This is a genomic window from Streptomyces sp. PKA51 (genome assembly GCF_057552455.1).
Genome location: NZ_BAAJPZ010000011.1, coordinates 20,666 through 47,092, shown reverse-complemented (window position 1 = coordinate 47,092; position 26,427 = coordinate 20,666). Strand labels below are relative to the sequence as shown.

Genomic DNA, 26,427 nt, shown 5'->3' with positions numbered 1-26,427 from the left:
GGCGGCGCTTGACGAGCATGTTCATAACGCCAGCTTATACGTTCTCAAAGGAAGAGCCAGATGTCGGCGGCGTGGCACGCGTCACACGCCGTTCACAAAACCGTAGCCGTTCAGCCGTCGCCGCTTGGTCTCGGCCGTCCAGCCGTCGCCGGTCACCCGTCGCCGCTCGCCTCCGCCCCTGCGCCCTTCGCCCGTTCACCTTCGGCGCTTGTCGACCAGCAGCGTCCGTTCATAGTGCCGCATCTCCTCGACGTCCCGGGCGTACGGCCCGACGTGGGCGAAGAATGGCGGGAAGTGGGGGCCGTGGCGGAATCCGTGCTCATGGTCCTCGACGGAGGACCACTCGATGCGCAGGACGTAGCGCTCCGGCTCCTCGACCCCGCGCGAGAGTTCGTACCCCAGGCACTGGGGAGCGGCGTACAGATGCGGGGCCGCCGCGGCGTAGGCCTTCTCGAAGGCGGCGCGGCGCTCGGGGTCGGCGATGCGGTAACGGATGTATTCGACGGTCACGTCGCACCCTTCTGCAGCGAACCCCCGACGGGTTCGGCGATGCTCGGCGGAACCTGGGAACCTGCGAAGGCCCGCCCGGACTCGGCGCGTGGGGGCGCTGTCCGGACGGGCCGGGCGGTCGGCGAACCCGCCGCGCCGCGCACGCTACCAGCCGGACCGGCGGGAAATCGCAAAGCCCGCCACCACAAAGGAGTTGACCTGTGTTCCTGCCCTTCTTGCGGTAATTCCGCACTGGAGCGAATGAGTGAAACTCCGGAACTTCTCAATTCGGCCGCAGTTACTCAGTTCGCTTCCCGGTGGGAATCATCGATCGATCGAAAGGCAAGTGACGTGCTCAACAAGGTGCTCGCCACGGCAGCGGTAACGGCATCCGTCGTGGGTGCCGTCGCCTCTCCAGCGATGGCCGTCGACAACGACCAGGATGTGGCCAACGCCAACGGTGCGAAGACCGGCTACGGCAACACCCGGACCGGGGGTCACGAAAGCCCGCAGATGAGCCTGATCCAGGGCTCGCTCAACAAGCTCTGCGTGGGCATCGGCAAGGTCGGCGTCCAGTCGATCCTCGCCCTGATCAACATCGGCGTCCAGGACGTTCCGATCCTCACGTCCCAGCAGCAGCAGCAGTGCACGGACAACTCGACCATCAACGACGGTGACGACCCGCTGTCGCACCTGGTCGACGAGATCCCGATCATTTCGGGCAACGGTTCGGGCAACGAAGGCGAGGGGCACTGACGATCGTCGCAGTGCCATGAATTCCCCCCGCTCCGGGTGTACGGGCCCCGGGGCGGGGGGATTCTTGTATGTCCGGACGGGCGGCACCGCGCCGGGGCGGCCCGGCCGGATTCCCGGCTCGAACGCAATTCCGCAGGGCCGGCCGCCCGCCGCCCCTCGATCAGGGAGGCCACGCACTCGTGCTCGTAGCATCCGCCCCCACACTGGCCGTCAACGTCCTGGACGCGTCCTCGTTGCTGACGGCCTTCGGCACGCTCGGGATCGCCGTCGTGCTGTTCGCGGAGACCGGTCTGCTCATCGGCTTCCTGCTGCCCGGCGACTCGTTGCTGTTCACCGCGGGGCTGCTGTGCCGCTCCGGAGCCCATTCCGGACCGCACCTGGACCTGCTGTCCGTGCTGGCCGCCGCCGTGGCCGGCGCCCTGCTGGGCGCGCAGTGCGGGTACGTCCTGGGGGCGCGCGGCGGCCGCGCCCTGCTGGCGCGCTCGCACAACCGGCGGTTGCTGGAAGGCGCCGCCCGCGCCGAGGAGTTGCTCGGCCGCTACGGGCACGCGCGGGCGATCGTCCTGGCCCGCTTCGTGCCGGTGGTGCGCACGGTGCTCAACCCGCTCGCGGGGGCGCTCGGCGTCCCGGCGCGCGTCTTCGCACTGTGGCAGGTGACCGGGGGGCTGGTGTGGACGGTGGGGCTGACGCTGGCCGGGTACGCCCTGGGGTCCGCCGTCCCCGACGTCGACCGCTATCTGCTGCCCCTGGTGGGCCTGGTGGTGGCGGTGTCGCTGCTGCCGGTGGCCCTGGAGGTGCTGCGCGGCAGGCGGCGGGCCGCCGCCGCATGCTCCGGTGAGGCCGCGACACACCCGCCCCATCCCGACCGGACCCCCGAGGTCCCCTCGGACCCCGAGGGGGCCCGTTGACGGCGCTCACGGGCCCCGGGCCGCGGCCCGCACCCTCCCCCGGGTTCGACGGCTCGGGCATCGACGGCGGCCTCTACACGGACATCACGCACGACGCCCAGCACGCGCCGTGGCTGCTGAACGACACGGTCTGCACCTGGTCGGCGTTCGGGCTGGCGCTGTTCGCCGCGCTGATGCTCGTCGCCTGGTGGCGGGCCCGGCGCTCGGACTCGCCGATGATGGCCCGGGCGCTGGCCGTCCCCCTGGTCGTGGTGGCGGTCTACGGCGTGGACCTGCTGCTCAAGGCGGTGGTGCGCGAGGAGCGGCCCTGCCGTTCGATCCCCGGCAGCTTCACGCTGGCGGCGTGCCCGCCGCGGGACGACTGGTCCTTCCCCAGCAATCACGCGGTGGTCGCCTTCGCGGCGGCCGGCGCGCTGTGGCTCGTCGACCGCAGGGTGGGTGCGGTGGCCGTGCTGGCCGCGATCGCGATGGCCGCCTCCCGCGTGTGGATCGGGGTGCACTATCCGCACGACGTCGCCGCCGGCGCCCTGGTGGGCGTCGCCCTCGCCGTCCCCCTCACGGTGTTCGCGACGCACGGGGCGCGCTGGGTGGAGCGGGCCCGCAAGGGCCGGCTGCGGCCGTTGCTGGTGGCCCCGGCCTGACCCGCGGGACGATCCCGGACCCGAATCGGGGAGCATTCCCCGGTTACTGTAGGCTCGTACCGAGAAAACGGGGAACAGCCCCCGTTTGATTTCCGGTCATCCGGCCGCAGAAAGGGATCCCGCATGCCCGCACCTGCCCTCGACGACCTCACGTACCCCGGTACGGACCTCGCCGCCGACCGCCACCCGCTCTACGCCCGGCTGCGCGCCCAGGGGCCCGTCCACCGCGTGCGCACCCCCGACGAACGCGACGCCTGGCTCGTCGTCGGCCACGAGGAGGCCAGAGCAGCGCTCGCCGACCCCCGGCTGAGCTGCGACCTGCGCCACTCCCCCGGCTGGAGCGGGGACGGCGGCTACGCCATCGGCCTGAACATGCTCCAGACCGACCCGCCGGACCACACGCGGCTGCGCCGCCTGGTGGCCCGGGAGTTCACGGCGCAGCGCATGGAAGCCCTCCGCCCGCAGATCGTCCGCCTGGCCGAACGGCTCGTGGCCGGCCTGCCGTCCGGCGGCCGCGCCGACCTGGTCGAGTCCTTCGCACTGCCGCTGCCGCTGACCGTCATATGCCAACTGCTCGGCGTGCCCCCGGCCGACCGCGCCGACTTCCGGGCCTGGTCCGACGAGATGGTGCAGCCCACGAGCGAGGCGGCGGCCACCGCGGCCGCCGGGGCCATGACCGGCTACCTCGCCCACCTCATCGAAGCCAAGCGCACCGGCGCCGCGGACGACCTGCTCGGCGCCCTGACCCGCACCGCCGACGACGACGGCGACCGCCTCTCGTCCGCCGAACTGCTGGGCATGGCCTTCCTCCTGCTCGTCGCGGGGCACGAGACCACGGTCAACCTGATCTCCAGCACGGTCCTCAACCTGCTGCAGGATCCCGGGCGCATCGCCGCGGTGCGCGCCGATCCCGCACTGGTGGCGGCAGCCGTCGAGGAGACCCTGCGGCACGACTCGCCGGTGGAGCGGGCCGCGTACCGCTACACGAAGGAACCCGTGGAGATCGGCGGCACCCTCGTGCCCGCCCGGCAGGCGGTGATCGTCGTGCTGTCCGCGGCGGCCCGCGACCCGCGCCGCTTCCCCGAACCCGACCGCTTCGACCTCCACCGCGAGGCGCGCGGCCACCTCGCCTTCGGCCACGGCGTCCACCACTGCCTGGGCGCGCCGCTGGCCCGCCTGGAGGCGGCCGTCGCGGTGGAGACGCTGCTGCGGCTCCTGCCCGGTCTGACCCTGGACGCCGACCCGGCGGACCTGCAGTGGCGGCCGAGCCTGGCCCTGCGGGGCCTGCGGGCCCTGCCGGTGCGGTACTGACGCACCGGCCCGGGGGTGAGCGGCGCGTGCCGGCCGCGTGTGCTGCCCGCCGTGGCCGCCCCGATGGGCTAGTTTGCGCCGTGTGACGCCCTATAGGCCGACGGTCTCCCGACGGGCCCTGGTGACCACCGGAACCGCCGCCGCGTGGGGAGCGGCGGGCCGGGCGCCGGCCGGAGCGGCCCCACGCCGCGCCGGCCGGGTCCGCACCGGGTTCGAGCGGCTGGCCGCCGACGGGTACCGGCTGCTCGCCGGACAGCGGATCGGCGTCATCACCAACCAGAGCGGCATCACCTGGGACGCGCGCGGCATCGTCGACGTCCTGCACGCCGACCGCAGGGTGCGTACGGTCGCCGTCCTCGGCGGAGAGCACGGCTACCGCGGCACCCCGCAGGCCGGCCTGTCCGAGGGCGACTCCAGGGACGCGGCGACGGGGCTCCCGGTGTACGACACCTACCGCAAGAGCGGGCAGCCCCTGGTCGAGCTGTTCGAGCGGGCGGGGGTGGACACCCTCGTCTACGACAGCCAGGACTGCGGCGCCCGCTACTACACGTGCATCTGGACGCTCTACGACTGCCTGGTCGCCGCCGCCGCGGCCGGCAAGCGCTTCGTCGTCCTGGACCGGCCCAATCCGATCTCGGGCCGGCACGCCCTCGGGCCCGTCCTCGACCCCCGGTGGGCCACCTTCGTCGGCCGCGCGCCCATCGCCCAGGCGCACGGCATGACCGTCGGCGAGCTCGCACTGCTGTACAACGGCGAGTTCGTACCCGCCGTCGCCGGCCGCAGGGCGGAGCTGACCGTCGTGGAGATGACCGGCTGGCACCGCGCCGACTTCTTCGACGCCACCGGCCTGCCGTGGGTGCCGCCCAGTCCCAACATGGCCACCCCGGACACCGCCCTCGTCTACTGCGGCACCGGATTGTTCGAGGGCACCAACATGTCCGAGGGACGCGGTACGGTGCGGCCCTTCGAGATGCTGGGCGCGGAGGGACTGGACGGGCGCTGGGCCAAGGCCGCCAACGCCGCCCGCCTGCCCGGTGTGCACTTCCGCGAGGCGTACTTCGTCCCCACCTTCGGCCCGTTCCTGGGCAGGACGATGGGCGGCGTGCAGCTGCACGTCCACGACCGCGCCGCCTACGACCCCCTGCGCACGGCCGTGGCCCTGCTGGTGACCGCCAAGCGCACCTGGCGCGGGTTCGCCTGGCGCCCGGACCACTTCATCGACAAGCTCTCGGGATCCGCACGGCTGCGCACCATGATCGACGCCGGTGCGGACACGGACGAGGTCGTCGGCGCCTGGCGCACGGAGCTCGCGGCGTTCCGGACGGTACGGGCGAAGTACTTGCGCTATGCGTGAGCGCCGCACGGGGAAGCGGGCGGATCAGCAGGGCAGCGGGTGCGGGACGTTCTCCGTGACGGGGCCGGTGTTGCGGCACAGCTGGTAGCCCTGGGCGTGCAGGTCGGCGATGATGTCGTTGAGCGCGGCGGGGAAGTTGCTGAACAAGTGCCCGAGGATCACGCCGTTGTGCTTCTCCTCCTGCGAGGCGTCCCGCACGCTCGCCCTGACGGCCTCGGCGCTGCGCAGCCCGCCCGGGCCGTCGCCCTTCTCCCAGTCGTGCGTGTCGATGGTCCAGTTGCAGATGCGATAGCCCAGATCCGCGGCCACGTCGCGCTCGCGCTCGCCGGCATCCCCGTAGGGGGGCCGCAGCAGGTTCCCGTTGACGCCGCTGCGGATCTCGTCGTGCAACTCCTGCTCGTCGAGAGCCGTGAGCTGCTTGTGGGTGAAGGAGTGGTTGCCCACCCAGTGCCCCTGCTGCCGCAGCGTGGCGGTGATGTTCGGGTACTGGGCGGCGAACTTGCCGATGAGGAAGAACGCCGCCCGCACGCCCTGGGCCTGCAGCTGGGCGCCGATGCGCACCGAGCGCTCCGGATCGCTGTACGCCCAGTCGTCCAGGGACAGCAGCAGGCGCCCGGAGGTGTTGCCACACCGCTCGCGGTCGTAGCCGCCCTCGGCCTCCGGCGGCGCGGAGGCCCGGCCGGGGCGGCCACCGTCGCCGTCGTGCGGCACCCCGTCCGCGCCCTCGCCGCCGGCGTGGCCCGGCGCCTTGCCCGCCGGCGCTCCCGCGCGCAGCGCTGCGGCGGCGCCCCGGCACTCGGCGGGCAGGCGTGCCGGGCGCCCGTCCGCGCCGCGGCGGGGCGCGCAGTCCAAGGGGTCGTCCTCCATCCGGGTCACCGCGAACGCCGAGCAGGTCACCAGCGCGGAGAGCACCGCCACGGTCTTCAGCGGAATCCGCCGGCGCCGCCGGTGGCGCCCCCGGCCACGCCGGAAGACCTCTGCGTATCCGGACATGCACGACTCCTCACGGGTGACGGACCGCCGGCACGGCACGGTCCCTCACCTCACCCCGGCACGACACCGGTTCGATGATCTTGACACCAACCCTCGGGGCAGGTGCGCACTCCCGCAACCGCGGACGCCGGGGCGCGTCGCCCGCCCGGGTGGCACCGCGCGCGGCGGCCGCGGCGGTCACGGCGTTGCGGGACGCGCCGGGGCCGTAGGCCAAGCGGCCGTCGGACGAAGAGGTGACGCCACGCCCGGCCGGGGGCCGCGGCAGCGCCCCGGCGGCGGCGCCGGCTCGTCACTCGGCGCGACCGCGCCCCAAGGGGCGCGGGGAACTGCGCGACAAGCCACGACGCGCCCGCAGATGCGGTGCCGTGCTGCGCCCGGATCCCGGGGTGGCGCGTTCGACTGCGGGCCGTCGGTGGCCGCTCGCGCCCACGCGGCGGCAGCCGCCGATCGGCACAGCCCCGCGCCCCTTACGAGGCCGCTGCCAGCCAGCGGGGGTCGAGGGCGCCCTCGGCGCTGATCGCGGTGGGGCCGGTCAGGAGTGCGGGGGCGCCGGCGGCGAGGGTGACGGTCAGGGCTCCGGCGGGGTTCTCGACGACGGTGGTGTCCCAGCCGCCGGCGGCGTGCTGGACGGCGGCGGCCGCCGCGCAGGCGACGGTGCCGCCGGTGCGGACTTCGCCGGTGCCGGGCCGGTAGGCGCGTACGCGCAGGCTGCCGCGGGGCAGCACGTTGACGAAGACGAGGTCCGGGGCGGGGTGGATGACGCCCGCGGTGCGGGGGAAGGCGGCGGAGTCGGTCCGCGGTTCCTTCCTCAGGTCGAGGTAGGAGACGGGGGTGTCGACGACGCTGACGAGGTGCAGGCTGCCGAGCGAGATCGTCGTGGCCGGGTGGGTGCGGTCCTCGGCGGTCACCGACGCGCTGCCCAGCACGCGGGGGCGGGGCAGTTCGACGGTGGCGCGGCCCTTGTCGTCGACGCTGGCGCGCTGGTCGCCGACGGGGGTGGCGAAGCGCACCGGGCCCGCGGGGGCGAGGCCGGCCTCGGCGAGGTAGCGGGCGGCGAAGCCGGCGCCGGGTCCGCACAGGAGGGTGTGCGAGCCGTCGGGCTCGCGGCAGTCGAGGAACCAGGCGGTGCGCGGCCTGCGGTGGGAGCCGCCGCCCGCGGTCTGCGTCAGCCGCACCAGCCCGTCGCCGCCCAGCCCGGCGTGCGGGTCGCACACGCGGCGCACGGCGTCCTCGGACAGCGGGATCCGGTCGCCGGGGTCGAGCAGGAGGAGGAAACCGTCGCCGCAGCAGTGGCCCTTGACGTAGCGCGGCCCGGGCCGGGCGGTGCGTTGCCGTTCCATCGACCACCTTCCGGGTGCGGGGTGCCGCGGCGGGCCCGTGGCGCCCTGATGGCGCATCGTGGTCCGGGGCGGGCGGGGGCCGCAACGCGTTCGCCGGGCTTCTGTCGGCCAACTGCCGGTCGGCTTCCGGTCCGTGGGGCGGCTGGTGTGCGCGCGTCCGCCGGGCGCATGGCGCCGCGTGCTCCGGCGCCGGGTTCGCGCCGTCTCACCGTATTGCCTGCATAGCGGGTGGTAGGAGGCATCTTGACCGTGTCGGTGGGCACCTTACGCTGGAAGGGGCCGGTCGCGGGGGAGGCTGCCGGCGCGAGGGGGAATGGGTGGGGTGGACGGTTCCCAGGAGGTCGCCTTCGGTGCGCTGCTGCGCCGCTGCCGGCTCTCGGCGGGGATGACGCAGGAGGAGCTCGCCCGCGCCTCGACGCTGAGCGTGCGGGCCATCAGCGATCTGGAGCGCGGTCGCACGGCGAGCCCTCAGCGCAAGTCGGTCGAGCTCCTGACCAGCGCCCTGACGCAGCGTCAGCCGGTGTCGGGCGGCCGGGAGGGCGCCCGACGGCTGCTGGAGGCGGCCGTGATGGCCCGGCTCTCCCCCGGGCGCGGTCCCGAGCGGCCGGTGCTTCCGCGCCCTCTGCCGCCGGACGACGGCATTCCGCGCGAGCTGCCGCCCGACGTCGCGGACTTCACGGGCCGTACGGCCGAACTGCGCGACGTACGGGAGGCCTTGTGCCCGCCGCTGGGTCCGCCGCAGCGGCTGGTGCTGATCACCGGGCATCCCGGGGCGGGCCGCACCGCGCTGGCGGTCCACGCCGCCCACCGCTGCCGCGGCGCCTTCCCCGACGGGCAGGTCCACGTCGACCTGGCGCCCGCCGGCCGCCCGGCGCCGCGGCCCGACGAGGTCGTCCGCCGGGTCCTGCGGTCACTGGGCGCCCCGGCGGGGGCGTACGACTCCCCGGAGGAGGCGAGCGCGCGCCTGCGCGCCGTGCTCGCGCGCAGGCGCGTGCTCATCGTTCTCGACGACGCCGTGCGCGAGGGCCAGATCCGCTGCGTGTGCCCGGCGCTCGGCGGTTCGGCCGTGCTGGCCACCGGCCGGCGGCGGCTCGCGGCGCTGCCCGGCGCCCGGCACGTCGAGGTGGGCGCCTTCACGGCCGGGGAGGCACTCGCGTTCCTGGCCCGGACGGTGGGGGCGGAGCGGGTGGGGCGGGCACCGCGGGAGGCCGCGCGGGTGGCCGAGTTGTGCGGCCGGCTGCCGCTGGCGCTGCGGGTGGCCGGCTGCCGGCTGCGGGCCCGGCCGCACTGGACGCTGGGCACGCTCGCGGAGGAGGTGCTGGGCGAGCCGCGGACCCGGCTGCGCGAGCTGAGCGCGGGGGATCTGTCGGTGCGGGCGTCCGTGGCGGCGGCCTTCGCCCTGCTCGACGACCAGACCCAGTGGGCCCTGCTCCGACTGGCGGCGGACGGCGGGGCCGTCTTCGGTATGGAGGAGGCGGCCGCGCTGCTGGGCTGCGGGGCGCCCCGGGTGCACCGGATCCTCGGCGACCTGCTGGACTGTCACCTGCTGGAGGTCACGGACACCGAGGGCGCGACGCGTTACCGCGTTCCGGTACTGGTGCGGCTGTTCGCGCTGGAGGGTCAGCGGGTGGTGTAGCCGCCGTTGACGAACAGGGTCTGGCCGTTGAGCCACCAGCCGTCGGTCAGCAGGAACTTCACGTACGGCACGATGTCCTCGATCTTGGTCAGTTCGCCGTTCATGGACGAGGACTTGTGGTACGCGATGGAGTCGTCGGTCTCGGCCGGGTAGAAGAACGAGGTGTCCATGGGGCCGGGGGCGATGTTGTTCACCGAAATGTTCCGGCCGAACAACTCCTTCGACAGCGCCCGGGTGAAGTGCTCGACCGGCGCCTTGCTGCCGGCGTAGACCGAGTACAGCCCCGTGTAGGCGGCGAGCAGCGAGGTGACGATCGTGACGATCTTCCCGCCGTCCTCGATCCGGCGGGCGGCCTCCTGCATCGTGAAGAAGGCCGCCTTGGAGTTCACCGCGAACATCTTGTCGTACTCGTCCTCGGTGACCTCGGTCATCGGCTTCTTGATCACCATGCCGGCCGTGTTCACCAGGCAGTCGACCCGGCCGAACGCGCCCACCGCGACCTCGAACAGGCCCTCGGCCTCCGACGGCCGGCTGAGGTCGGCCTCGTGCACCACCGCCTCGCTGCCGGCCGCCCTGACCGCCTCGGCGGTCTGCTGGGCCCCCTCCTTGGAGGACGGGCTGTTGTAGTGGACGACCACCTTCGCGCCGTCCGCGGCGACTTCCTTCGCGATCAGGCCTCCGAGGTTCCTCGAAGCGCCCCCGATCACGACGACCTTGTCCTTGAGCGTGTGGCTGGGCATACGCCCCTCCTCGGCGAGGGCTGACGGCAGGGCACGACCAATTTATGGTGGTACGGCATGCCCCGCATGTCGGCTCCCCCGCCGGCGAGGGTCCTTGGTCAGCCCTGCGCCGGCCCCTCCTGATGGCGGCGTGGGAACAGCAGCCGGGCGATCAGCCGGGCGCGGGCGGCCGGCCCGCAGGGACGCTCCCCCGCAAGCCGCCCACCGGCGCGCCCCGCACCGAACCCCTGGGCGATCTCCTCGGCGATTTCCTCGACGGACTCCTCCACCACGACGGGGGCCGGCTCCGGCTCGGGCGTGGGGCGGACGGAACGGTAGGCCTCGGCGCGCACGTAGGCGCCGAGTGCGCGCGCAGCATCGATGCGCATGACGTCACTCCTGGGTCGTACCTGCGGGACAGCCGGGACACGGCGACGCCCCGCCCCCCTGAAGGAGGGGACGGGGCGTGGACGTGCTCAGCAGCGCAGGACGGAGTGGTGCGCGTGCCCGGTGGCGACGGCGTCACCGGGCCGGGCCGGCGCCCGCGGGCCGGGGAGCCCCCCGGCCTCCCCGGCGGCGGGCACGAAGGCCGGCGGGCAGGTGCGCCTGCCCGCCGGCCGCCCGACCCTCCCCGGGCGCGGTACGCGCTGTTCGGTCGTGCAGGTGACGCACTCGTCGGAGGAGTCGTCCTCCATCAACGCGGAGACGGGCGCCCCCGCACGGACGGGGACGGGCTCCGCGCCGGCGGACACCGAACCCGACAGCACCAGCAGGACGGAGGCCAGCACGGCGACCACTGCCCGCACCACGGGCGGCAGGATTGCGGCGCGACCCCACATCGGCATGGTGAAAGGGTAGATGCGGCAGCACTTTCGGTGCATTCCGTCGATCGGGTGAGATTGGCAGGATACGAGTGTTATTTCCTGATTGATCGGCCCATCCTGACCGGTCGGCACGACCGATCGTCCCTGGCCGGAAGTCGCCCCTTCCGGCCGGCGCCGCTCAACGGTGCGCGCCCCGCCCGTGGTCCTCGGAGGCGATCAGGAACGCTTCCGACCGAGGGGCAGGCACCCATGACCGCACCCAGGACTGCCAGAACACGCCGCCGGACGCTGCTGGGCGTCGCAGTGACCGCCGCGCTGGCCGCCACCACCCTGACCACGACGACCCTGACCACGACCGCGACGGCCGCCCCGGCCCGCGCACAGGACCGGCACGCCGCGACCCGCGCCGTGATGGAGGAGCACGTCAGAGCCGGGCTGCCCGGCGTCCTCGGCGGCACCCGGGAACGCACCGGCGGCCGGACCCTCGCCTGGAACGCCTCCGCAGGCGTCGCCGACCTCACCTCCGGCCGCAAGCGCCAGGAGCGCGACCACTTCCGCATCGGCAGCATCAGCAAGGTGTTCACCTCGGTGGTCCTGCTGCAGCTGGAGGACGAGGGTCGGCTCGACCTGGACGACACCGTGGAGAAGTACCTGCCCGGCGTCGTCCACGGCAACGGCCATGACGGCAACCGCATCACCTTGCGCCAGCTGCTCAACCACACCAGTGGCATCTTCAACTACACGCAGGATCCGGCCTTCTGGAAGGAGCTCACCCAGGACTTCACCGCACACCGGTACGAAACCCGCACTCCTGCCCAGCTGGTGGCGACCGCCATGCGGCACGCCCCCTTCTTCTCACCCGGCGAGCCGGGCAAATGGCAGTACTCCAACACCAACTACATCCTGGCCGGCATGGTGGTCGAGAAGGTCACCGGGCACTCCTACGCCTCCGAGATCGAGCGGCGCATCGTGCGCCCGCTCGGCCTGCGCCAGACCAGCCTGCCCGGCACCTCGCCCTGGATGCCCGACCCCTCCGGCCGCGCCTACAGCAAAATGCCCGCCGACCCGGAGGGCCGCACCTACGACGTCACCGAGCTCAACATGAGCTGGGGATGGGCGGCCGGTGAGATCATTTCCACCACGGGCGACCTCAACCGCTTCTACGGCGCCCTGCTCGGCGGCGAGCTGCTGCCCGAACGCCGGCAGCGCGAACTGCTGACCACCGTGCCGGCGAACGACGGCGGGTCCGTCGGGTACGGACTCGGCGTGGAGACCGCCCGCCTGTCGTGCGGGAAGGACGTGTGGTTCCACAGCGGCGGCGTCCACGGCTCGGTCTCCCTGGCCGCGGCCACCCCCGACGGCCGGCACACCGCCGCCTTCAACGTCAACGGCGACTGGGCGGCGATCGACCTGCAGGCCCTCCTGGAGTCCGAGTACTGCGGCACCCGCCCGCCGGCCGGCAAGGGCAGCGGCCCGGCACCCGAGCGGCTGCTCTCCCCGCGCTGACCCGCGCCGACCCCACGGCGTCCCGGCGGCGGCGCACGGCCGCCGCCGGTTCGCGGCAACGCACACCTGCCGTGCGGTGTTGAGATGTAATGAGGCGGCGCAACGAGGCGTCCCCGCGGCGAAGGAGCGGACCGTGACGGATCCGGAACGGGAACGGGCGGAGTCGGCGGCCCGGCAGGCGGCGGCGCAACTGACCGCCCAGGGCGTGCACGCCGTGGCCCTGACCTTCGTGGACAACGCCGGGATCACACGCGTCAAAGCGGTGCCGACCGGCCGGCTGAGCCACGCCGCCCGCTGGGGCGTGGGCGCCTCGCCCACCTTCGACGTCTTCCTCTCCGACGACTCCGCCGTCACCAGCCCCCACATCGGCGGCCCCGACGGCGACCTGCGGCTCTTCCCCGACCTCGACCGGCTCACGGTGCTCGCCGCCCGCCCGGGCTGGGCCTGGACGCCCGCGGACCGCTACGAGCAGCACGGCGGGGCGTACGCCGCGTGCCAGCGGCTGTTCGCCCGCCGCATGACGCGGGCCGCCGGCGAGCGGGGCCTGGAGCTGCGGATGGGCTTCGAGACCGAGTGGGTCGTCGCGCACGCCGGAGCGCCCGGCCCCGGTCCCGGCTACGCCGCGACCGGACCGGCGTACGGCATGGCGCGCGTGACCGAGCTGTCCGGCTACCTCAGGGACGTCCTCGCCGCCCTGGCCGCCCAGGAGGTGACGGCCCTGCAGATCCATCCCGAGTACACGCCCGGGCAGTTCGAGGTCTCCGTCGCCGCGAGCGACCCGGTGGACGCGGCCGACCTGGTCGTCCTCGTGCGCGAGACGATCCGCGCGGTCTCCGCCGACCACGGCCTCGACGCCTTCTTCGGGCCCGTCGTCGAGCCCGGCGGCGTGGGCAACGGCTCCCACCTGCACCTGAGCCTGTGGCGGGAGGGGGTGAACCTGTGCCGGGCCGGCGACGGCCCGTTCGCCATGCACCGGGAGTGCGAGGCGTTCCTCGCGGGCGTCCTCCACGAGCTGCCGGCCCTGCTGGCCCTGGGCGCCCCCTCGCCCGCCAGCTACCTGCGCCTGGAGCCCTCGCGCTGGGCGGGGGCCTTCCAGTGCTGGGGCCTGGAGAACCGGGAGGCCGCACTGCGCTTCGTCACCGGCGCCCCCGACGACCCCTCGGGCGCCAACGCCGAGGTCAAGTGCTTCGATGCGGCCGCCAACCCCTACCTCGTGACCGGCGCGGTCATCGCCGCAGGACTGGCCGGCATCGAGGAGGGGCGCACCCTGCCGCCGCCGGTGGCCGGCGATCCGGCCACGACGGGCGGCCAGGTGCGCCTGCCCACCTCGCTGACCGAGGCCACCGACCGCTTCGCCGGCTCCGCGCTGCTGCGCTCGGCGCTCGGCGACCCGCTGTTCGAGGCGATCGTGGCCGTGCGCAGGGGCGAGGCCGCGCTCTACGAGGGCGTCTCCCCCGCCACCATCGCCGCCGCCACCCGCGGACGGTACTGACATGCCCGGCACCGCGGCCGTCGAGCTCGCCATTCCGCCGCTGGTCGACCAGCACTGCCACGGGATCGACCGCCGGGACCTGGCGGCCGGCGACTTCGCGGCCTACCTCACCGAGTCCGACGCGCCTCCCGCGACGGGCACCTCCTTCTTCGACACCCAGCTCGGCTTCGCCGTACGCCGCTGGTGCCCGCCCCTGCTGGGGCTGGAACCGCACTGCACCCCGGGCCACTACCTCGCACGCCGACGGGAACTGGGCGCCGCCGAGGCCGCGCGGCGGCTGCTGGGGGCCACCGGCATCGCCGAGTACCTCGTGGACACCGGCATCCCCGGCGACCTGACCGGCCCCCGCGAGCTGGCCGCCGCCGGCGGCGGGGCCACCTGGCACGAGGTCGTCCGCCTCGAACCGCTGGCCGAGCGGGCCGCCGACACCGCCGAGGGGACCGGCGCCTTCCTGGACGCCCTCGCCACCGCCGTCACCGACGCCGCCCGTCATGCGGTGGGCTTCAAGTCGGTCGCCGCCTACCGCCACGGCCTCGACCTGCCCCCGGACCGCCCGTGCCCGGCGCAGGTGCGCACCGCCGCCGACCAGTGGCTGCTGACCCGGGCACCGGGCGAACGCCTCACGGACCCGGTCCTGCTGCGCCACCTGCTGTGGTCCGCGGCCGACACCGCGCTGCCCCTGCAGGTGCACACCGGCTTCGGCGACCCCGATCTGACGCTGCACCGCAGCGACCCGCTGCTGCTGACGGACTTCGTGCGCGCCGTGCGCCCCACCGGCGCCACCGTGGTGCTGCTGCACTGCTACCCCTACCACCGCGGCGCCGCCTACCTGGCGAGCGTCTTCCCCCACGTGTACGCCGACATGGGGTTGGCCCTGACCCACACCGGCGCCCGGGCCCACGCGGTGCTCGCGGAGATGCTGGAGCTCACCCCGTTCGGCAAGCTGCTGTTCTCCACCGACGCCTACGGCCTGCCCGAGCTGTACGTGGTGGGTGCCGAGCTCTTCCGCCGGGCCCTTTCCCGGCTGCTCGGGGACTGGGTGGCCGAGGGTGCCTGGTCGGCGGCGGACGCCGGCCGGGTGGCGGCCATGGTCGCGGCGGACAACGCCCGCCGCGTCTACCGCCTGGGGCGCACGGACTCCCGGTCGCACCGGCCGCACGCTGAGCCGTCCGGGTGAAGGCCCCCGCCGAACGGCCCAGCCCCCGCCCCGCGCCGGTACCGTCGCGGCCGGGCCGCCGCCCGCGGGGGGTGGCGGCGGCGAGGGCGACGAAGGGCACTGCGACCGATGCGACATCCGATCCCGGGTCCCGTCGCCTGTGCGCTGGCCGCGGCGCTGGTGCTGAGCACGCCGTGCGACGCCCGGGCGGCCAGCGGGACGTTCACGTACTTCACCCGGCAGGGGGCGGAGGCGCACGACATCACCGACCCGGTCGACGGGCGCTGCTACGCCGTCGGCGACGCCCGGGGCATCGTGGGCAACGAGACCGACCGCAACGCCTATCTGTTCGACACCCCGGACTGCCAGGGCGCCGCCGCCTACTTCCCGGCCGGCTTCTATCGCCTGGAGTCCTTCCGCAGCGTGCTCTTCCTGCACTGAGCCGGGCGTGACCCGTTCGGCCGTCACCCGCCGGATGCGCGTTCCCCCTCCCCTGCGGCCGGTCTTCGCTACTCTGGGCGGTCGAGCCGCCGACGCGGGGAGGACGCATGGGAACCCCAGTGGTCTGGAGCACCGACCGCATCCACGAGGTCCTCGGCTGCCCCGATCTGTGCCGGCGCTTCGCCCTCGAACTGGGCCGCGCCCCGGCCCGCGAGGCGCCCGCCGTCCTCGCGAAGTGGCAGGGCATCGCCGAGCGCACCCTCGCCGCCGTCGAGCGCGGCCGGCGGGACGCCGCGCTGGAGGCGGCGGGCGGCCAGGTGCCGGGCGAGTGGATCGACATCACCCAGAAGGTGCAGCGGGACGCCGCCCTCGTTCGCGCCCGCGGGACGGCCTGAGCTGACAGTCTGGGCCGCGTGTACGCGCTGAAATACGATGCGACGATAGCGGCCGTCTGGGACTGCCTGCCCGCACCGGTGAGCGAGCACCTCAGCGGCGTCCTCGCCGCCGCCTGCGCGGACCCCCTCGCGTCCACCGTCCCGTACGGCGAGGACGACGGCATCATGCGGATGCTGGTGCTCGACGACGTCTTCCTCGTCCTCTACCTCGGGCACCAGACCAGGACGCTGCACATCTACCAGATCGACTACCTCGGCTGAGGCCGTCGCGCCAGGCCGGCCAGGACCTCGGCGGCGCGGTCCAGCTCCTCCTCGGTGTTGTAGTAGTGCGGTGAGAGGCGCACCAGCGGGTGCACGCCGCGCACTTCGGTGTCGAACTGCGACTGCTCGGGCACCGTGACGGTCACGTTGATGCCGTGGCGGGCCAGTTCGGCCTTGACCTCCTCCGCCGGAACGCCGTCGACGGCGGCGGTGACGATGGCGCAGCGCTCGCGCCCCAGGTCGTGGGTGCGGGCCCCGGGGACGGCGTCGATCCGCTCGCGCAGGGCGGCGCCCAGGGCGACGGCCCGGTCGCCGATCACCGGCAGGCCGAGGTCGAGGGCCTGGCGCACGGCGCTGCCCAGCCCGAGGACGGCCGCGTAGTTCATCTCCCACGTCGCGAAGCGGCGGGCGCCGGGGCGCCAGGCGTAGCCGTCGGTGTCGTCCCAGCGGGCGGACGCGGTCTCGCTGACGTGCGGTTCCAGGCGTTCGAGCATCTCCTCGCGCACCCACAGCAGGCCCGTGCCCCGCGGGCCGCGCAGGAACTTGCGGCCGGTGGCGCACAGCATGTCGCAGCCGATCTCGGCGACGTCGACCGGGAACTGGCCGACCGACTGGGTGGCGTCCAGCAGGAACGGCACCCCGGCCCGGCGGGTGATCCGGCCGATCTCGGCGACGGGGTTGACCAGCCCGCCGCTGGTGGGCACGTGGCTCACCCCGACCAGGGCGGTGCGCTCGTCGACGAGTTCCGCCAGGGCGGCGGTGTCGAGCTGGCCGTGTTCGTCGTCGGGCACGACCACGATCTCGGCGCCGGTGCGCCGGGCGGCGTGCACATAGGCCAGTACGTTGCTGCCGTACTCCGAACGGCCGGTCAGGATGCGGTCGCCCGGGCGCAGGGGCAGGGCGTGGAAGGCGGCCTGCCAGGCGTGGGTGGCGTTGTCGAACAGCGCCACCTCGTGGGGGCGGCCGCCGAGGAGTTCGGCGACGAGGGCGGGCACCGCGCGGATGTCGGCCTCGCGTTCGGCGGCGGCCTCGTAGCCGCCGATGCGTGCCTCGAGTTCGAGGTGCCCGGTCATGGCGTCGAGGGTGGCGCGGGTCGGCAGGGCGGCACCGGCGTTGTTCAGGTGCACGCGGTGGGCGCAGCCCGGGGTGTCGCGGCGCAGCGCGGCAATGTCCATGGGTCCCCTCTCATGGCGCAGCTCTCATGGCGCAGCTCTCATGGCGCAGCTCTCATGGCGCAGCTCTCATGACGCAGCTCTCATGGCCCGACGGTCGGCCGGCAGTCCGACTCCATCACGGAAGCCGCCCCGGTGACCAGCCCCCTGACCTCGGGCGAAGGGAGCGCCTGCGGCGGGTGCGTATCCGTGCCGCAGCCGTGTCGTTGACAGGAGGAGGGCGGCAGGAGGGCCGGACAGATGCGCATCCAGATCATCACAGCGGGCACCACGGGTTCCGTCGCTCCGTACACCGGCCTGGGGCACCGGCTCTTCGCCGAGGGCCACGACGTGGAGATCGTGGCGCACGAGCGGTTCGAGGAGACGGTGGCCTGCTGCGGGCTGCGGATGCGCCCGCTGCCCGGGGACCCCTTCGAGGAGCTGCTGGGCGCGCACAACCGGCTGCGCGGAGGCGGCCGTTCGCCGCTGGCCCTGGCGCGGTTCGCGCGGGCCACCGAGCGGGCGGCGCTGGCGCTGGTGGAGGGCGTGCTGGCGGCAGTGGACCTCAAGGCCGACCTGGTGCTGCTGTCGGCCCTGGTGGCGCCGCTGGGCCGGGTGGTGGCGCAGTACCACCAGATCCCGAGCATGGGCGTGTTCCTGCAGCCGGACACGCCCACCGCGGCATTCTCGCCGTGCACGACGGCGTGGCGGTCGCCGGGCCGGACGAACCGGCTGCGCGGCCGGTGCGCCAACGGGGTGCTGGACGCGCTGTACGCCGCGGCCAATCGCAGCCTGCACGCGCGGCTGGGGCTCGCCCACCGCAGCGTGCACCGGCTGCGGGCGGAGCGGGAGCGCTCGCGCTGGCCGATCTGGCACGGCTTCAGCCCCACGGTGCTGCCGCGCCCGGCGGACTGGCGGCCCGGGCTGCACGTCGCCGGCTACTGGTGGCCGCACGAGTGTGCGGGCTGGCAGCCGCCGGCGCTGGTCGGCGACTTCCTGGCGGCGGGGCCGCCACCGGTGTTCGTCGGCTTCGGCAGCATGATGCCGGGCGATCCCGAGCGGCTCGCCGAGATCACCGCCCGGGCGCTGCGGAAGGCGGGCGTGCGGGGCGTGGTGCAGTCCGGCTGGGCGGGCCTGTCGGTGGTCAACGACGACGTCATCACGGTCGGGGCGATGCCGCACGGCTGGCTGCTGCCGCGCATGGCGGCGGTCGTCCACCACGCCGGCGCCGGGACCACCGCCGCCGGGCTGCGCGCGGGTGTGCCGGCGGTCCCGGTGCCGGTCTTCACCGACCAGCCGTGGTGGGCCGAGCGGCTGGTGCGGCTCGGGGTGAGCCCGGGGGTGCTGCCGTTCTCCGGGCTGACGGCGGACCGGCTGGCCGGCGCGCTGCACCGGGTGACGGCCGAGCCGCGCTTCGCCCGCCGGGCCACGGAACTGGCCGCCCGGCTGGGCCTGGAGGACGGCGCCGGCGCGGTGTCCCGGGCGGTCGCGGAGGCCACCTGTTGACCCGGCCGGCACGTCGCGGAACGTCGAGGAGCCCGCAATGAGACTTCCCTTCCCCCCGCCCGCCCCCTCCCCGGTCCTGCCGGCGGACACCGAGCAGCCCGCCGGCTTCTCGATGCCCCCGCTGGACGCCTGGCTGCACCGGCATCAGAGCAGCGGGGCGGTGTGCATGACCGCCGGGCTGCTGGCCTGGTTCGAGGGCCCGGCGCCCCGGCTCGGCGAGCTGCGCGAGCTGGTGGCGGACCGCTGGGGCGCCTACGAGCGGCTGCGCCTGGTGGCCGGGCCGGACCGGGGGGATGCCCGTACGTGGCCGTGGTGGACGCCGGCCGCGGCGTTCGCCCCCGAGTGGCACGTCACCGAGGGGCCGCCGGGCGGCCTGGCGGGTGTGGCCGGGCAGCTGCTGGCCCAGCCGATGGGCCGGGACCGTCCGGCGTGGCGGCTGCACCTGCTGCCGGCTGCGGGCGGCTTCGCGTTGCTGTTGTGCTGTCACCATGCCCTGCTGGACGGGATGTCCATGGTGACGCTGGTGCGGGCGCTGCTCGACCAGCCGGCCGGGGTGCCGGGGCAGCGCGGTCTGCCGGGCCCGGCGCCCGGCGGCCCGGGGCGGTTCGCGGTGGCGCGGGCGCTGGCCGACCTGGTGCCCCGGGCGCGGCCGCTGCCGTTCCACGGGCCGGTGGACTCCCGGCGCGTGGTGTCCTGGTGCCGGGTCCCGGCGGCGGACCTGGGCGCGGCCCGGGAGGCGCTGCCGTCGGGGCGGGCCTCGGCCAATGCCGTCTTCCTGGCCGCGACGGCGGGTGCGCTGCGGGCGGCGGGGGTGACCGGGCGGCTGCGGCTGCCGGGCGTGTGCGCGATGGTGCCCGTGGACGTGCGCTCCCCCGGCGGTCCGACGCCGCTGGGCAACCATTACGCCGCGGTCAGGGTGCCGCTGCCGATGACGGGCGGCCCGCTGCGGCGGCTCGCGGCGGTGGACGCCTTCACGCGGCGGGCGGGGCTCAAGCGGCGGGCGCGGGCCCAGGCGCTGCTGGTGGCCTCGCGGCCGCACCGCTACGGCGCCGTGGGCGATGCGCTCGGCCGGTACGCCGATTCCTGCCTGTATTCCTCGCTGCTGTGTTCCAGCCTGGCCACCCATGCGGGCCCGCTCGGGCTGGGGCGGGCCCGGCTGACCGGCATTGCCGCGCTGCCGTCGCTGAGCCCCGGGCATCCGGTGGCCGTGACGATGAGCCTGCACGACGGCGGTGCCACGCTGACCGTGGTCAGCGATCAGGGCCACCGCCGCATCGCGGAGCGGCTGCCCGCGCTGATCGGCCAGGAGATCCTCGCGCTGTGCCCCTGAACAGGCCGCCGGGGCCCGGCCGCGGGGGCCCGCGGCGGGCGGGCAGGCGGGCAGTAACGTCCCGCCGCGGCTCTCGTTCCCCTGGTGAAGCCCCCCACGAACGGAGACCGGCCGTGCCGACGCGTACCGCACTCTTGGAAGAGGTCATCCCGCTCACCCTCGACGGTTACGCGTACAGCGGCCGGGTCGTCCACCAGCCCGGTGCCAGGCTCGCCCCCATCGTCTTCGTCGGCGGGGCGTTCCAGTACCAGAACGCGTGGGGGCGGCTGGAGCAGGGCTGCCGCGAGGCGGCGAGCGTGATCACCGTCGACCTGCCGGGCTGGGGCGGGGCGGACCGGCTGCCGGCACACTACGGCTTCGACTTCCTCGCCGAGGCCCTGGACCAGTTGCTGGAGAAGGTCGCGCCGTCCCCGGTCAACGTCCTGGGCACCTCCTACGGCACGGCCGTGGCCTACGAGTGGGCGCGGGCGCACCCGGGGCGGGCCGAACGCCTGGCGCTGGTGGGCACGATGTCCCATCTGACGCCGCGGGTGCGGGCCACGGTCGAGCAGACGATCCGGCTGGCGGAGGAGGGCCGGCGCAGCGAGTTCGCGCAGTGCGTGATCGAGGGGATGATGTGCACCTCGCCCCGGGTGACGGTCTCGCGCCGGCCCACGGTCGTGCGCTGCCTGAACCGGGCGCTGCACGAGATGAGCGACGAGGACCTGCGCAAGTTCCGGGACAACTCCGAGCGGCTCCTGGCGCGTTCGACGCTGCCCGGGGGGCCGGCGGTGCGGGTGCCGGCCCTGGTGGTGACGGGTGAGCACGATCCGCTGAGCACCCCGGCGCTGGGCCGGCAGGCGGCCGCCCGGCTGGCGGACGCCCGCTTCACCACCTTGCGCAACGCCGATCACCTGGTGCACCTGGAGTGCCCGGGCGAGCTGGTGGACCTGCTGCTGCGCTTCTTTTCCGGCGACTGCCTGGACGGGCTGGAGTACTGCCGGCCGGTGGAGTACTTCCGGCACCGCTCGGTGGGCACGCTCCCGTCGCCGCGCCCGGCCCGGGAGCTGTGAGAGCCGCTCTCAGTCCTCGTGGGCGCCTGCGGGGAGCTTGCGCAGCGTCATGCGGGTGGTGGTGTGGAAGGCGTAGTCGAGCATCTTCGCGGCGTCGCGGTAGCGGTCGCCCTGGGCGGCGAGGACGGCGCCGATGACGGTGTGCTCGCCGCGGCGGGCGGCGAAGACAAGGCAGGGGCCGGCGGCGCGCGTGGAGCCGGTCTTGATGCCGATGACGCCGTCGTAGGAGCCGAGCAGCTTGTTGGTGTTGTACCAGGTGTAGAGGCGGTTGACGTTCTGCGCCCGCTGCCGGGTGCTCATGGCGCGCACGACGGTGGCGAAGGTGTCGCTGGACAGGGCGTGCGCGGCGAGGACGGCCAGGTCGTGCGGGGACGTCCAGTTCTTTCCGGCGGGGCCGGAATTTCCGTCGAAGGAATCGTAATGGGTGTCGGCGAGCCCGAGTTCCTGCGCTTTTTTGTTCATGTCGGCGACGAAGGATTCGGTGCGTTCCTTTTCCGTGGCGCCGCTGCCGAAGGTGTCGGCCAGTGCGTAGGCGGCGTCGCAGCCGGAGGGCAGCATCAGGGCGTACAGCAGCTGCCGTACGGTGAGCCGGTCGCCGGTGCGCAGGTCGGCGGTGCTGGCCTGCTGGTCGCGTACCCAGTCGCGGTAGACCTGTTTGACGGTGACTTCGCGGTCGAGGTCGGCGGCGTGCTCGTCGACGACCACGACCGCGGTCATGACCTTGGTGGTGCTGGCCATCGGGCGCCGTACGTCGGCGGCCTTGCCGAACAGCGGCTGGTCGCCGTCGGCCAGGTACGCGCCCTTGGCGTCGACGGTCGGTGGCGGCGGCCCGCCGGCCGCCTGGGCTCCGGCGGCCGGGAGGGCTGCCGTGACGGCCGCGGTCGAGGCCGTCAGTGCCACCGCCAGGCGGCGCAGCCGCCGGACGGCGATTCCCCCACAACGCTGCATGCGATCTCCAGTTGTCCTCGCTCATCGGGTTGAGGCGAGCGAAATGCTGGCACCTCGCACCACACGAGACGAAATCCGTTTCACTCCTACGAGCAGATCGTCGGATTGTTCATCGGCGGTCGAATGCGCGTGCCCGATGAGCGAGGAGGTCACAGGAGAAGGACGGCGGCCGGATCAGCCGTTGCAGACGCCCTTGGCGTAGTCGACGGTCGCGCCGGCCTGGGAGTGGCGCCACTGCCGGTCGAGCAGGTTGCTCTCCAGCTGCTTGGCGGCCTGCGGGCTCTCCACGATGTAGCCGAAGTCCTGCAGCCAGGAGGGGTAGAGGTTCTTCGAGCCGACGTAGAAGGCCGAGCTGTCGACGGAGATCAGCTTGTGGTGCTGGGCGTAGGGGTGCCCGTCGGCCCACGTGGCGTTCGGGGAGCTGCGGAAGGTGGCCAGCTGCAGGTTGCTGCACATCGCCGCACGGGCCTTGCCGTCATCGCCGGTGACCTTGGCGAGGCGGGACTTGAGGGTGTCGCTGATCTCGGACAGGGACTTGATCTGGGAGTAGCCTCCGCTGCCGACCGCGCCGCGGTTGGCCGGGTCGCTGACGACGATGCGCACCTTGACGCCCGCGGCGAGCTTGGCGGCGAGGGTGTCGTAGAGGCGGACGTCGTAGCGCGGCAGGGGCGGGCAGGTGGCGTTGAGGTCCTGCTGGGAGATCTCGATGTGCCGCTCGGCGCTTGCCACCAGGGCGCGCAGGGCGCTCTCCTCGGGGTTGACCGTGTCGTAGTCGCGGTCGGCGTTGGTCCGGTCGGGCAGGCCGACGACGCACTTGGTGTCGGAGGCCGTGGGCAGCTGCGGCCGGTACGCGGAGGAGGTGTCGCGATCCTTGATGCCGATGCCGAGGCCGCCGACGGCGATGACGGGGACGTCACCGGTGGGGGCGGCGGGCTCGGGGTTGGCCTCCTTCTCCATGGCGGGCATGCAGTCGCCGCCGGAGGAGGCGAACCAGACGGAGGCGATGTTGGACTTGTTGCGGCAGGTCCAGCCCCACAGCGTGTCCAGGTAGCGGCCGGCGGAGTGCGCGGCCGGGCCGGTCAGCGCCAGGTCGACGTCCGTGACGGGGTGGGCGGTCTCCAGGTAGTCGCCCTTCCAGTCGTTGATGCCGCCCGTGACGGCCGATGCGCCGTCGACGACCAGCAGCTTGGAGTGGTTCCAGGAGAAGCCGGTCTTGGACGTGGTCATCGACGCGACGTTGAGGGTGATGTTGTCGGCGGCGGCGCCGAGGCGGGCCTTGAGGTCGTCGCGGTACTTCGAGGGCAGGACGTTCATGTGGTAGACGGGGGCGGCGCCGACCAGCACCCGTACCTTGAGCTTGTTGCCGGCGGCCACCGACGACTTCAGGCCGGCGGCTATGGCGTCCTGGAAGGCGCCGTCGGGGAAGGGCGCGAGGGTGGAGATGTCCACGGTGCGCCGCGCCTTGGAGATGTTCTCCGTCATCTTGGCCAGCAGCCGCTTGGTGCCCGGGCGTTCGGTGCACGTGGCGTCGTCCCAGCAGCCGGGCGTCTGCAGCAGCCAGTCGGCCGGGTCGGCGGCGGAGGCGTCGAGGCGGTTGCCCTCGGTGCGCTGCCAGACCTCGCCCTCCAGGCCGGGCGAGACCTCGCGCAGCGACTTCTCGACGGCGTCCAGGTGCGGGGTGGCCGAGGGGCTCGCGACCGCGGGGGCCGCGGGCAGCACGGCGAGGACGACGGCCGACGCCGCCGCGCTGCGCGCGAGACGGTGGGTACGGCGTGGTGGGCGACGACGGGACACTGTGCATCCTTCAACTAAGTAGGGCATGGGCGGTGTTGGACCTTCGGTGATGGGTCATCACTTCGTGAACGAAGAGTAAACGGAAGATCAACTTCAGCAAAGCCGTCCTCTGTCGTCCCGTGTACACCTCACGTATGACACGCCCTCTCCCCACCCGCCCTCAGAGGTACGCCAGGACCGCCTCAGGGGCTGACTCCCGCCCCCACCGGCCGGACGTATTTTCGAGATCGACGGCGGCGCGGCGCCGGTGAGGCCGCCCGCGCGCCCGGAACGTCCCCGATGAGAGGCAGCAGATGTACGGCAAGGCATTCGCCCCCGAGTACCGCGGAGCCCTCGGCGAGCTCTCGGTCAACTCCTCCATCGAGGAGGTCCTGCGCACGGCCACCGAGCAGCTGCGCCGGGCCGAAGCGGCCGGCAGCGACCTGGAGTCGGCCCACGCCGGCCTCGCCGCCGCCGAGGCCGCCAGGCGCCTGGGCCGCATCGACGAGGCGGACCGGGCCTGGCGGGCCAGTTACCGGGCCGCGCGGCGGGCCGGCGACGAGGGCGCCATGGCCTGGGCCGTCTGGAGCGGCGGCACGCTCGCCCGCCAGCGCGGCCGGCTCGCCCTCGCCCGCCGGCTCCTCGCCCTGGCCGCCGACCTGGCCGAGCGCGGCGGCGACGTCGTCGCGCGCGGCTACTCGCTGGCCGGGCTGGCCGAGACCGGCCGCATCCAGGGCGACTACGCGGCCGTGGCCGACCTGCACGAGAAGCTGCTCGCCGAGGCCAGACGGCGCGGCGAGGCCCGGCACACCGTGTGGGCCCTGGAGGGCATCGCGCAGATGCACCGCAACACCGGCGCCCACGACAAGGCCCTGGAGATGTTCGAGGAGGCGGCCTCCATAGCCCTGCAGGCCGACGACACCCGCGGGCACGCCTGGGCGCTGCGCGGCATCGCCGACGTGCTGTCCCTGCGCGGGGACACGCAGCGGGCCCTGGAGCTGCTGTCCCGGGCCGAGGCCGGCTGCCGCCGCATGCGCCTGGCCGGCGCGCTCGCCTACAACCACAAGATGCGCGGCAACGTCCTCTTCCGCGCCGGCCGGTACGAGGAGGCGCGCGCGGTCTACGAGGAGGCGCTGGCCGAATTCCGGGAGATGGCCGAGCCGCGCGGCACCGCCCTGGCGACGCTGGGGCTCGTCAAGTCCCGCGCCCGGCTCGGGGAGGACCCCGCCCGCACGGCCGCCGCGCTCGACGCGCTGGAGCAGTCGCTGGAGGGAACGGGGCTGCGGCACGTGCGGGAGATGGTCGCCACGGCGCGCGCGGAGCTGGACCCGGCGACGGCGGGGGCCCGGCGATGACGACCGCACCGACCGCCCCGCCCGTCGTCGAGGCGCAGCAGGTCCTCGCACGCTGCCGCACCCTGGTCGAGCCCGCGCTGCGGGAGGCCGTGGCGAGCCTGCACCCCTGGCCGCACCGCATGGCCTCCTTCTCCCTCGGCTGGTGCGAGGCCGACGGCACGCCCACGACCGGCGGCGGGGGCAAGGGCGTGCGCCAGGCCCTGGCCGTCCTGGGCGCCGAGGCGGTGGCCGCCCCGCGTGAGCACGCCGTGGCCGCGGCCGTCGCCGTGGAACTGGTGCACACCTTCTCGCTGCTGCACGACGACATCATGGACGGCGACGAACGGCGCCGGCACCGCGCCAGCGCGTGGAAGGAGTACGGCACGGGGCCGGCGGTGCTGGCCGGCGACGCCCTCTTCGCGCTCGCGGTGGAGAGGCTGGCCGGCTCCGGCAGCCGGCACGGCGCGCAGGCCCTCGGGCTGCTGGCCGGCGCGATGCGCTCGCTGGTCCACGGCCAGGCGGAGGACCTGCTGTTCGAATCCCGCCCCTGGACGGGCCCGGCGGCGGTCACGGCCGCCGAGTACGAGGCGACGGCGGTGGCCAAGACGGGCGCCCTGCTGGCGTGCGCCCTGACCCTCGGCCCGGTGCTGGCGGGCGCGCCGGCAGCGGTCACCGACGCCCTCGCCGCCGCGGGCAGGGACCTGGGCACCGCCTTCCAGGCCGTGGACGACGTCCTCGGCATCTGGGGGGATCCGGCGCACACGGGCAAGCCGGTCCACGCCGACCTGCGGCGGGGCAAGAAGACGCTGCCGGTCGTGGCCGCACTGGCAGCGGGCGGCGAGCCGGCCCGCCGCCTGGCGGCCCTGCTCGGCGCACCCCTGGACGCGGAGGCGGCCCGGCGGGCGGCGCACCTGGTCGAGGAGGCGGGCGGCCGCGCCGCGGCCCTGACCCTGGCCCGCGAACGGGCCACCTCGGCACGGCAGCGACTGTCGGCGGCGGCACCGACGCCTGGGGCACTGCTCGAACTGCTCGCGCTCGCCGACCACCTGGTGGAGCGGCACCTCTAGGCGTGTCCGGCGGATCTTCGTCGCGGGGCACGCCCGGGCAGCTC

At 74.3% G+C, this 26,427-nt stretch carries 26 protein-coding genes; 17 read left to right on the top strand and 9 right to left on the bottom strand.

Annotation, left to right across the window (positions count from 1 at the left end):
- Positions 1 to 195 precede the first annotated feature (195 nt).
- Complete coding sequence (locus tag AC27L3_RS17975) at positions 196 to 510, bottom strand: putative quinol monooxygenase (protein WP_487235042.1); 315 nt, start codon at positions 508 to 510, stop codon at positions 196 to 198.
- A 330-nt stretch (positions 511 to 840) separates the two neighbouring features.
- Between AC27L3_RS17975 and AC27L3_RS17970 the strand changes: the two genes are divergently transcribed.
- The 5 genes from AC27L3_RS17970 (at position 841) to AC27L3_RS17950 (ending at position 5,459) form a co-directional block, all read left to right on the top strand.
- Complete coding sequence (locus AC27L3_RS17970; RefSeq protein WP_487235041.1) at positions 841 to 1,245, top strand: rodlin; 405 nt, start codon at positions 841 to 843, stop codon at positions 1,243 to 1,245.
- A gap of 179 nt (positions 1,246 to 1,424) precedes the next feature.
- Positions 1,425 to 2,153 (top strand): DedA family protein, encoded by a 729-nt coding sequence (locus AC27L3_RS17965; RefSeq protein ID WP_487235040.1) that lies wholly within the window; start codon positions 1,425 to 1,427, stop codon positions 2,151 to 2,153.
- Positions 2,150 to 2,794, top strand: coding sequence for a phosphatase PAP2 family protein (locus AC27L3_RS17960; protein WP_487235039.1), 645 nt, complete (start codon positions 2,150 to 2,152; stop codon positions 2,792 to 2,794). The genes AC27L3_RS17965 and AC27L3_RS17960 overlap by 4 nt, the downstream gene beginning before the upstream one ends.
- Before the next feature lie 123 nt (positions 2,795 to 2,917).
- The gene (locus tag AC27L3_RS17955; RefSeq protein WP_487235038.1) at positions 2,918 to 4,105 is read left to right on the top strand and encodes a cytochrome P450 family protein; all 1,188 of its coding nucleotides are present in this window, start codon (positions 2,918 to 2,920) and stop codon (positions 4,103 to 4,105) included.
- 121 nt (positions 4,106 to 4,226) lie between these two features.
- Positions 4,227 to 5,459, top strand: coding sequence for an exo-beta-N-acetylmuramidase NamZ family protein (locus AC27L3_RS17950; protein ID WP_487235037.1), 1,233 nt, complete (start codon positions 4,227 to 4,229; stop codon positions 5,457 to 5,459).
- A 24-nt stretch (positions 5,460 to 5,483) separates the two neighbouring features.
- On the opposite strand, the gene AC27L3_RS17945 is transcribed toward AC27L3_RS17950, so the two are convergent.
- A complete protein-coding gene (locus tag AC27L3_RS17945; protein ID WP_487235036.1) occupies positions 5,484 to 6,452 on the bottom strand; it encodes a polysaccharide deacetylase family protein in 969 nt (322 codons plus the stop codon).
- 467 nt (positions 6,453 to 6,919) lie between these two features.
- On the bottom strand, positions 6,920 to 7,792 hold the full coding sequence (locus AC27L3_RS17940) for a diaminopimelate epimerase (protein WP_487235035.1): 873 nt from the start codon (positions 7,790 to 7,792) through the stop codon (positions 6,920 to 6,922).
- Between the two features lie 322 nt (positions 7,793 to 8,114).
- Between AC27L3_RS17940 and AC27L3_RS17935 the strand changes: the two genes are divergently transcribed.
- Positions 8,115 to 9,428, top strand: a complete 1,314-nt coding sequence (locus AC27L3_RS17935) for a helix-turn-helix domain-containing protein (RefSeq protein WP_487235034.1) — start codon at positions 8,115 to 8,117, stop codon at positions 9,426 to 9,428.
- On the opposite strand, the gene AC27L3_RS17930 is transcribed toward AC27L3_RS17935, so the two are convergent.
- The 3 genes from AC27L3_RS17930 to AC27L3_RS17920 all read right to left on the bottom strand — a co-directional run bounded on the left by AC27L3_RS17930 (position 9,413) and on the right by AC27L3_RS17920 (position 10,992).
- Positions 9,413 to 10,168 (bottom strand): SDR family oxidoreductase, encoded by a 756-nt coding sequence (locus AC27L3_RS17930; protein WP_487235033.1) that lies wholly within the window; start codon positions 10,166 to 10,168, stop codon positions 9,413 to 9,415. The genes AC27L3_RS17935 and AC27L3_RS17930 overlap by 16 nt on opposite strands.
- Positions 10,169 to 10,266: 98 nt before the next feature.
- The gene (locus tag AC27L3_RS17925) at positions 10,267 to 10,536 is read right to left on the bottom strand and encodes a hypothetical protein (RefSeq protein WP_487235032.1); all 270 of its coding nucleotides are present in this window, start codon (positions 10,534 to 10,536) and stop codon (positions 10,267 to 10,269) included.
- An 87-nt stretch (positions 10,537 to 10,623) separates the two neighbouring features.
- Positions 10,624 to 10,992 carry a hypothetical protein gene (locus AC27L3_RS17920; RefSeq protein ID WP_487235031.1) on the bottom strand — a complete coding sequence of 123 codons (369 nt, stop codon included), beginning with the start codon at positions 10,990 to 10,992 and terminating at the stop codon, positions 10,624 to 10,626.
- 228 nt (positions 10,993 to 11,220) lie between these two features.
- On the opposite strand from AC27L3_RS17920, the gene AC27L3_RS17915 reads away from it, so the two are divergent.
- From AC27L3_RS17915 to AC27L3_RS17890, 6 genes are all read left to right on the top strand, one after another.
- A complete protein-coding gene (locus tag AC27L3_RS17915) occupies positions 11,221 to 12,477 on the top strand; it encodes a serine hydrolase domain-containing protein (protein ID WP_487235030.1) in 1,257 nt (418 codons plus the stop codon).
- Between the two features lie 133 nt (positions 12,478 to 12,610).
- The gene (locus AC27L3_RS17910; RefSeq protein WP_487235029.1) at positions 12,611 to 13,969 is read left to right on the top strand and encodes a type I glutamate--ammonia ligase; all 1,359 of its coding nucleotides are present in this window, start codon (positions 12,611 to 12,613) and stop codon (positions 13,967 to 13,969) included.
- A gap of 1 nt (position 13,970) precedes the next feature.
- Positions 13,971 to 15,146, top strand: coding sequence for an amidohydrolase family protein (locus AC27L3_RS17905; RefSeq protein WP_487235028.1), 1,176 nt, complete (start codon positions 13,971 to 13,973; stop codon positions 15,144 to 15,146).
- Between the two features lie 108 nt (positions 15,147 to 15,254).
- Positions 15,255 to 15,566 (top strand): hypothetical protein, encoded by a 312-nt coding sequence (locus AC27L3_RS17900; protein WP_487235027.1) that lies wholly within the window; start codon positions 15,255 to 15,257, stop codon positions 15,564 to 15,566.
- Between the two features lie 107 nt (positions 15,567 to 15,673).
- On the top strand, positions 15,674 to 15,961 hold the full coding sequence (locus tag AC27L3_RS17895; protein WP_487235026.1) for a hypothetical protein: 288 nt from the start codon (positions 15,674 to 15,676) through the stop codon (positions 15,959 to 15,961).
- Positions 15,962 to 15,979: 18 nt separating this feature from the next.
- Entirely contained in the window at positions 15,980 to 16,222 is a 243-nt protein-coding gene (locus AC27L3_RS17890; RefSeq protein WP_344438819.1) for a hypothetical protein, read from the top strand.
- On the opposite strand, the gene AC27L3_RS17885 is transcribed toward AC27L3_RS17890, so the two are convergent.
- Positions 16,210 to 17,397 (bottom strand): aminotransferase class V-fold PLP-dependent enzyme, encoded by a 1,188-nt coding sequence (locus tag AC27L3_RS17885; RefSeq protein ID WP_487235025.1) that lies wholly within the window; start codon positions 17,395 to 17,397, stop codon positions 16,210 to 16,212. The genes AC27L3_RS17890 and AC27L3_RS17885 overlap by 13 nt on opposite strands.
- A gap of 237 nt (positions 17,398 to 17,634) precedes the next feature.
- Between AC27L3_RS17885 and AC27L3_RS17880 the strand changes: the two genes are divergently transcribed.
- The 3 genes from AC27L3_RS17880 (at position 17,635) to AC27L3_RS17870 (ending at position 21,261) form a co-directional block, all read left to right on the top strand.
- Positions 17,635 to 18,879, top strand: a complete 1,245-nt coding sequence (locus tag AC27L3_RS17880) for a glycosyltransferase (RefSeq protein WP_487235024.1) — start codon at positions 17,635 to 17,637, stop codon at positions 18,877 to 18,879.
- 37 nt (positions 18,880 to 18,916) lie between these two features.
- Entirely contained in the window at positions 18,917 to 20,209 is a 1,293-nt protein-coding gene (locus tag AC27L3_RS17875) for a wax ester/triacylglycerol synthase domain-containing protein (RefSeq protein WP_487235023.1), read from the top strand.
- Between the two features lie 113 nt (positions 20,210 to 20,322).
- Positions 20,323 to 21,261 (top strand): alpha/beta fold hydrolase, encoded by a 939-nt coding sequence (locus tag AC27L3_RS17870; protein WP_487235022.1) that lies wholly within the window; start codon positions 20,323 to 20,325, stop codon positions 21,259 to 21,261.
- Positions 21,262 to 21,270: 9 nt separating this feature from the next.
- Here AC27L3_RS17870 and AC27L3_RS17865 read toward each other — a convergent pair whose 3' ends face one another.
- Both AC27L3_RS17865 and AC27L3_RS17860 read right to left on the bottom strand, forming a co-directional pair.
- Positions 21,271 to 22,209: a D-alanyl-D-alanine carboxypeptidase family protein gene (locus tag AC27L3_RS17865; protein WP_487235021.1), complete on the bottom strand. Its 939-nt coding sequence runs from the start codon at positions 22,207 to 22,209 to the stop codon at positions 21,271 to 21,273.
- Positions 22,210 to 22,383: 174 nt separating this feature from the next.
- Positions 22,384 to 24,003 (bottom strand): phospholipase D-like domain-containing protein, encoded by a 1,620-nt coding sequence (locus AC27L3_RS17860; protein ID WP_487235020.1) that lies wholly within the window; start codon positions 24,001 to 24,003, stop codon positions 22,384 to 22,386.
- 293 nt (positions 24,004 to 24,296) lie between these two features.
- On the opposite strand from AC27L3_RS17860, the gene AC27L3_RS17855 reads away from it, so the two are divergent.
- Together AC27L3_RS17855 and AC27L3_RS17850 are read left to right on the top strand one after the other, a co-directional pair.
- Positions 24,297 to 25,337, top strand: coding sequence for a tetratricopeptide repeat protein (locus AC27L3_RS17855; protein ID WP_487235019.1), 1,041 nt, complete (start codon positions 24,297 to 24,299; stop codon positions 25,335 to 25,337).
- A complete protein-coding gene (locus tag AC27L3_RS17850) occupies positions 25,334 to 26,383 on the top strand; it encodes a polyprenyl synthetase family protein (RefSeq protein WP_487235018.1) in 1,050 nt (349 codons plus the stop codon). The genes AC27L3_RS17855 and AC27L3_RS17850 overlap by 4 nt, the downstream gene beginning before the upstream one ends.
- Positions 26,384 to 26,427: the final 44 nt, after the last annotated feature.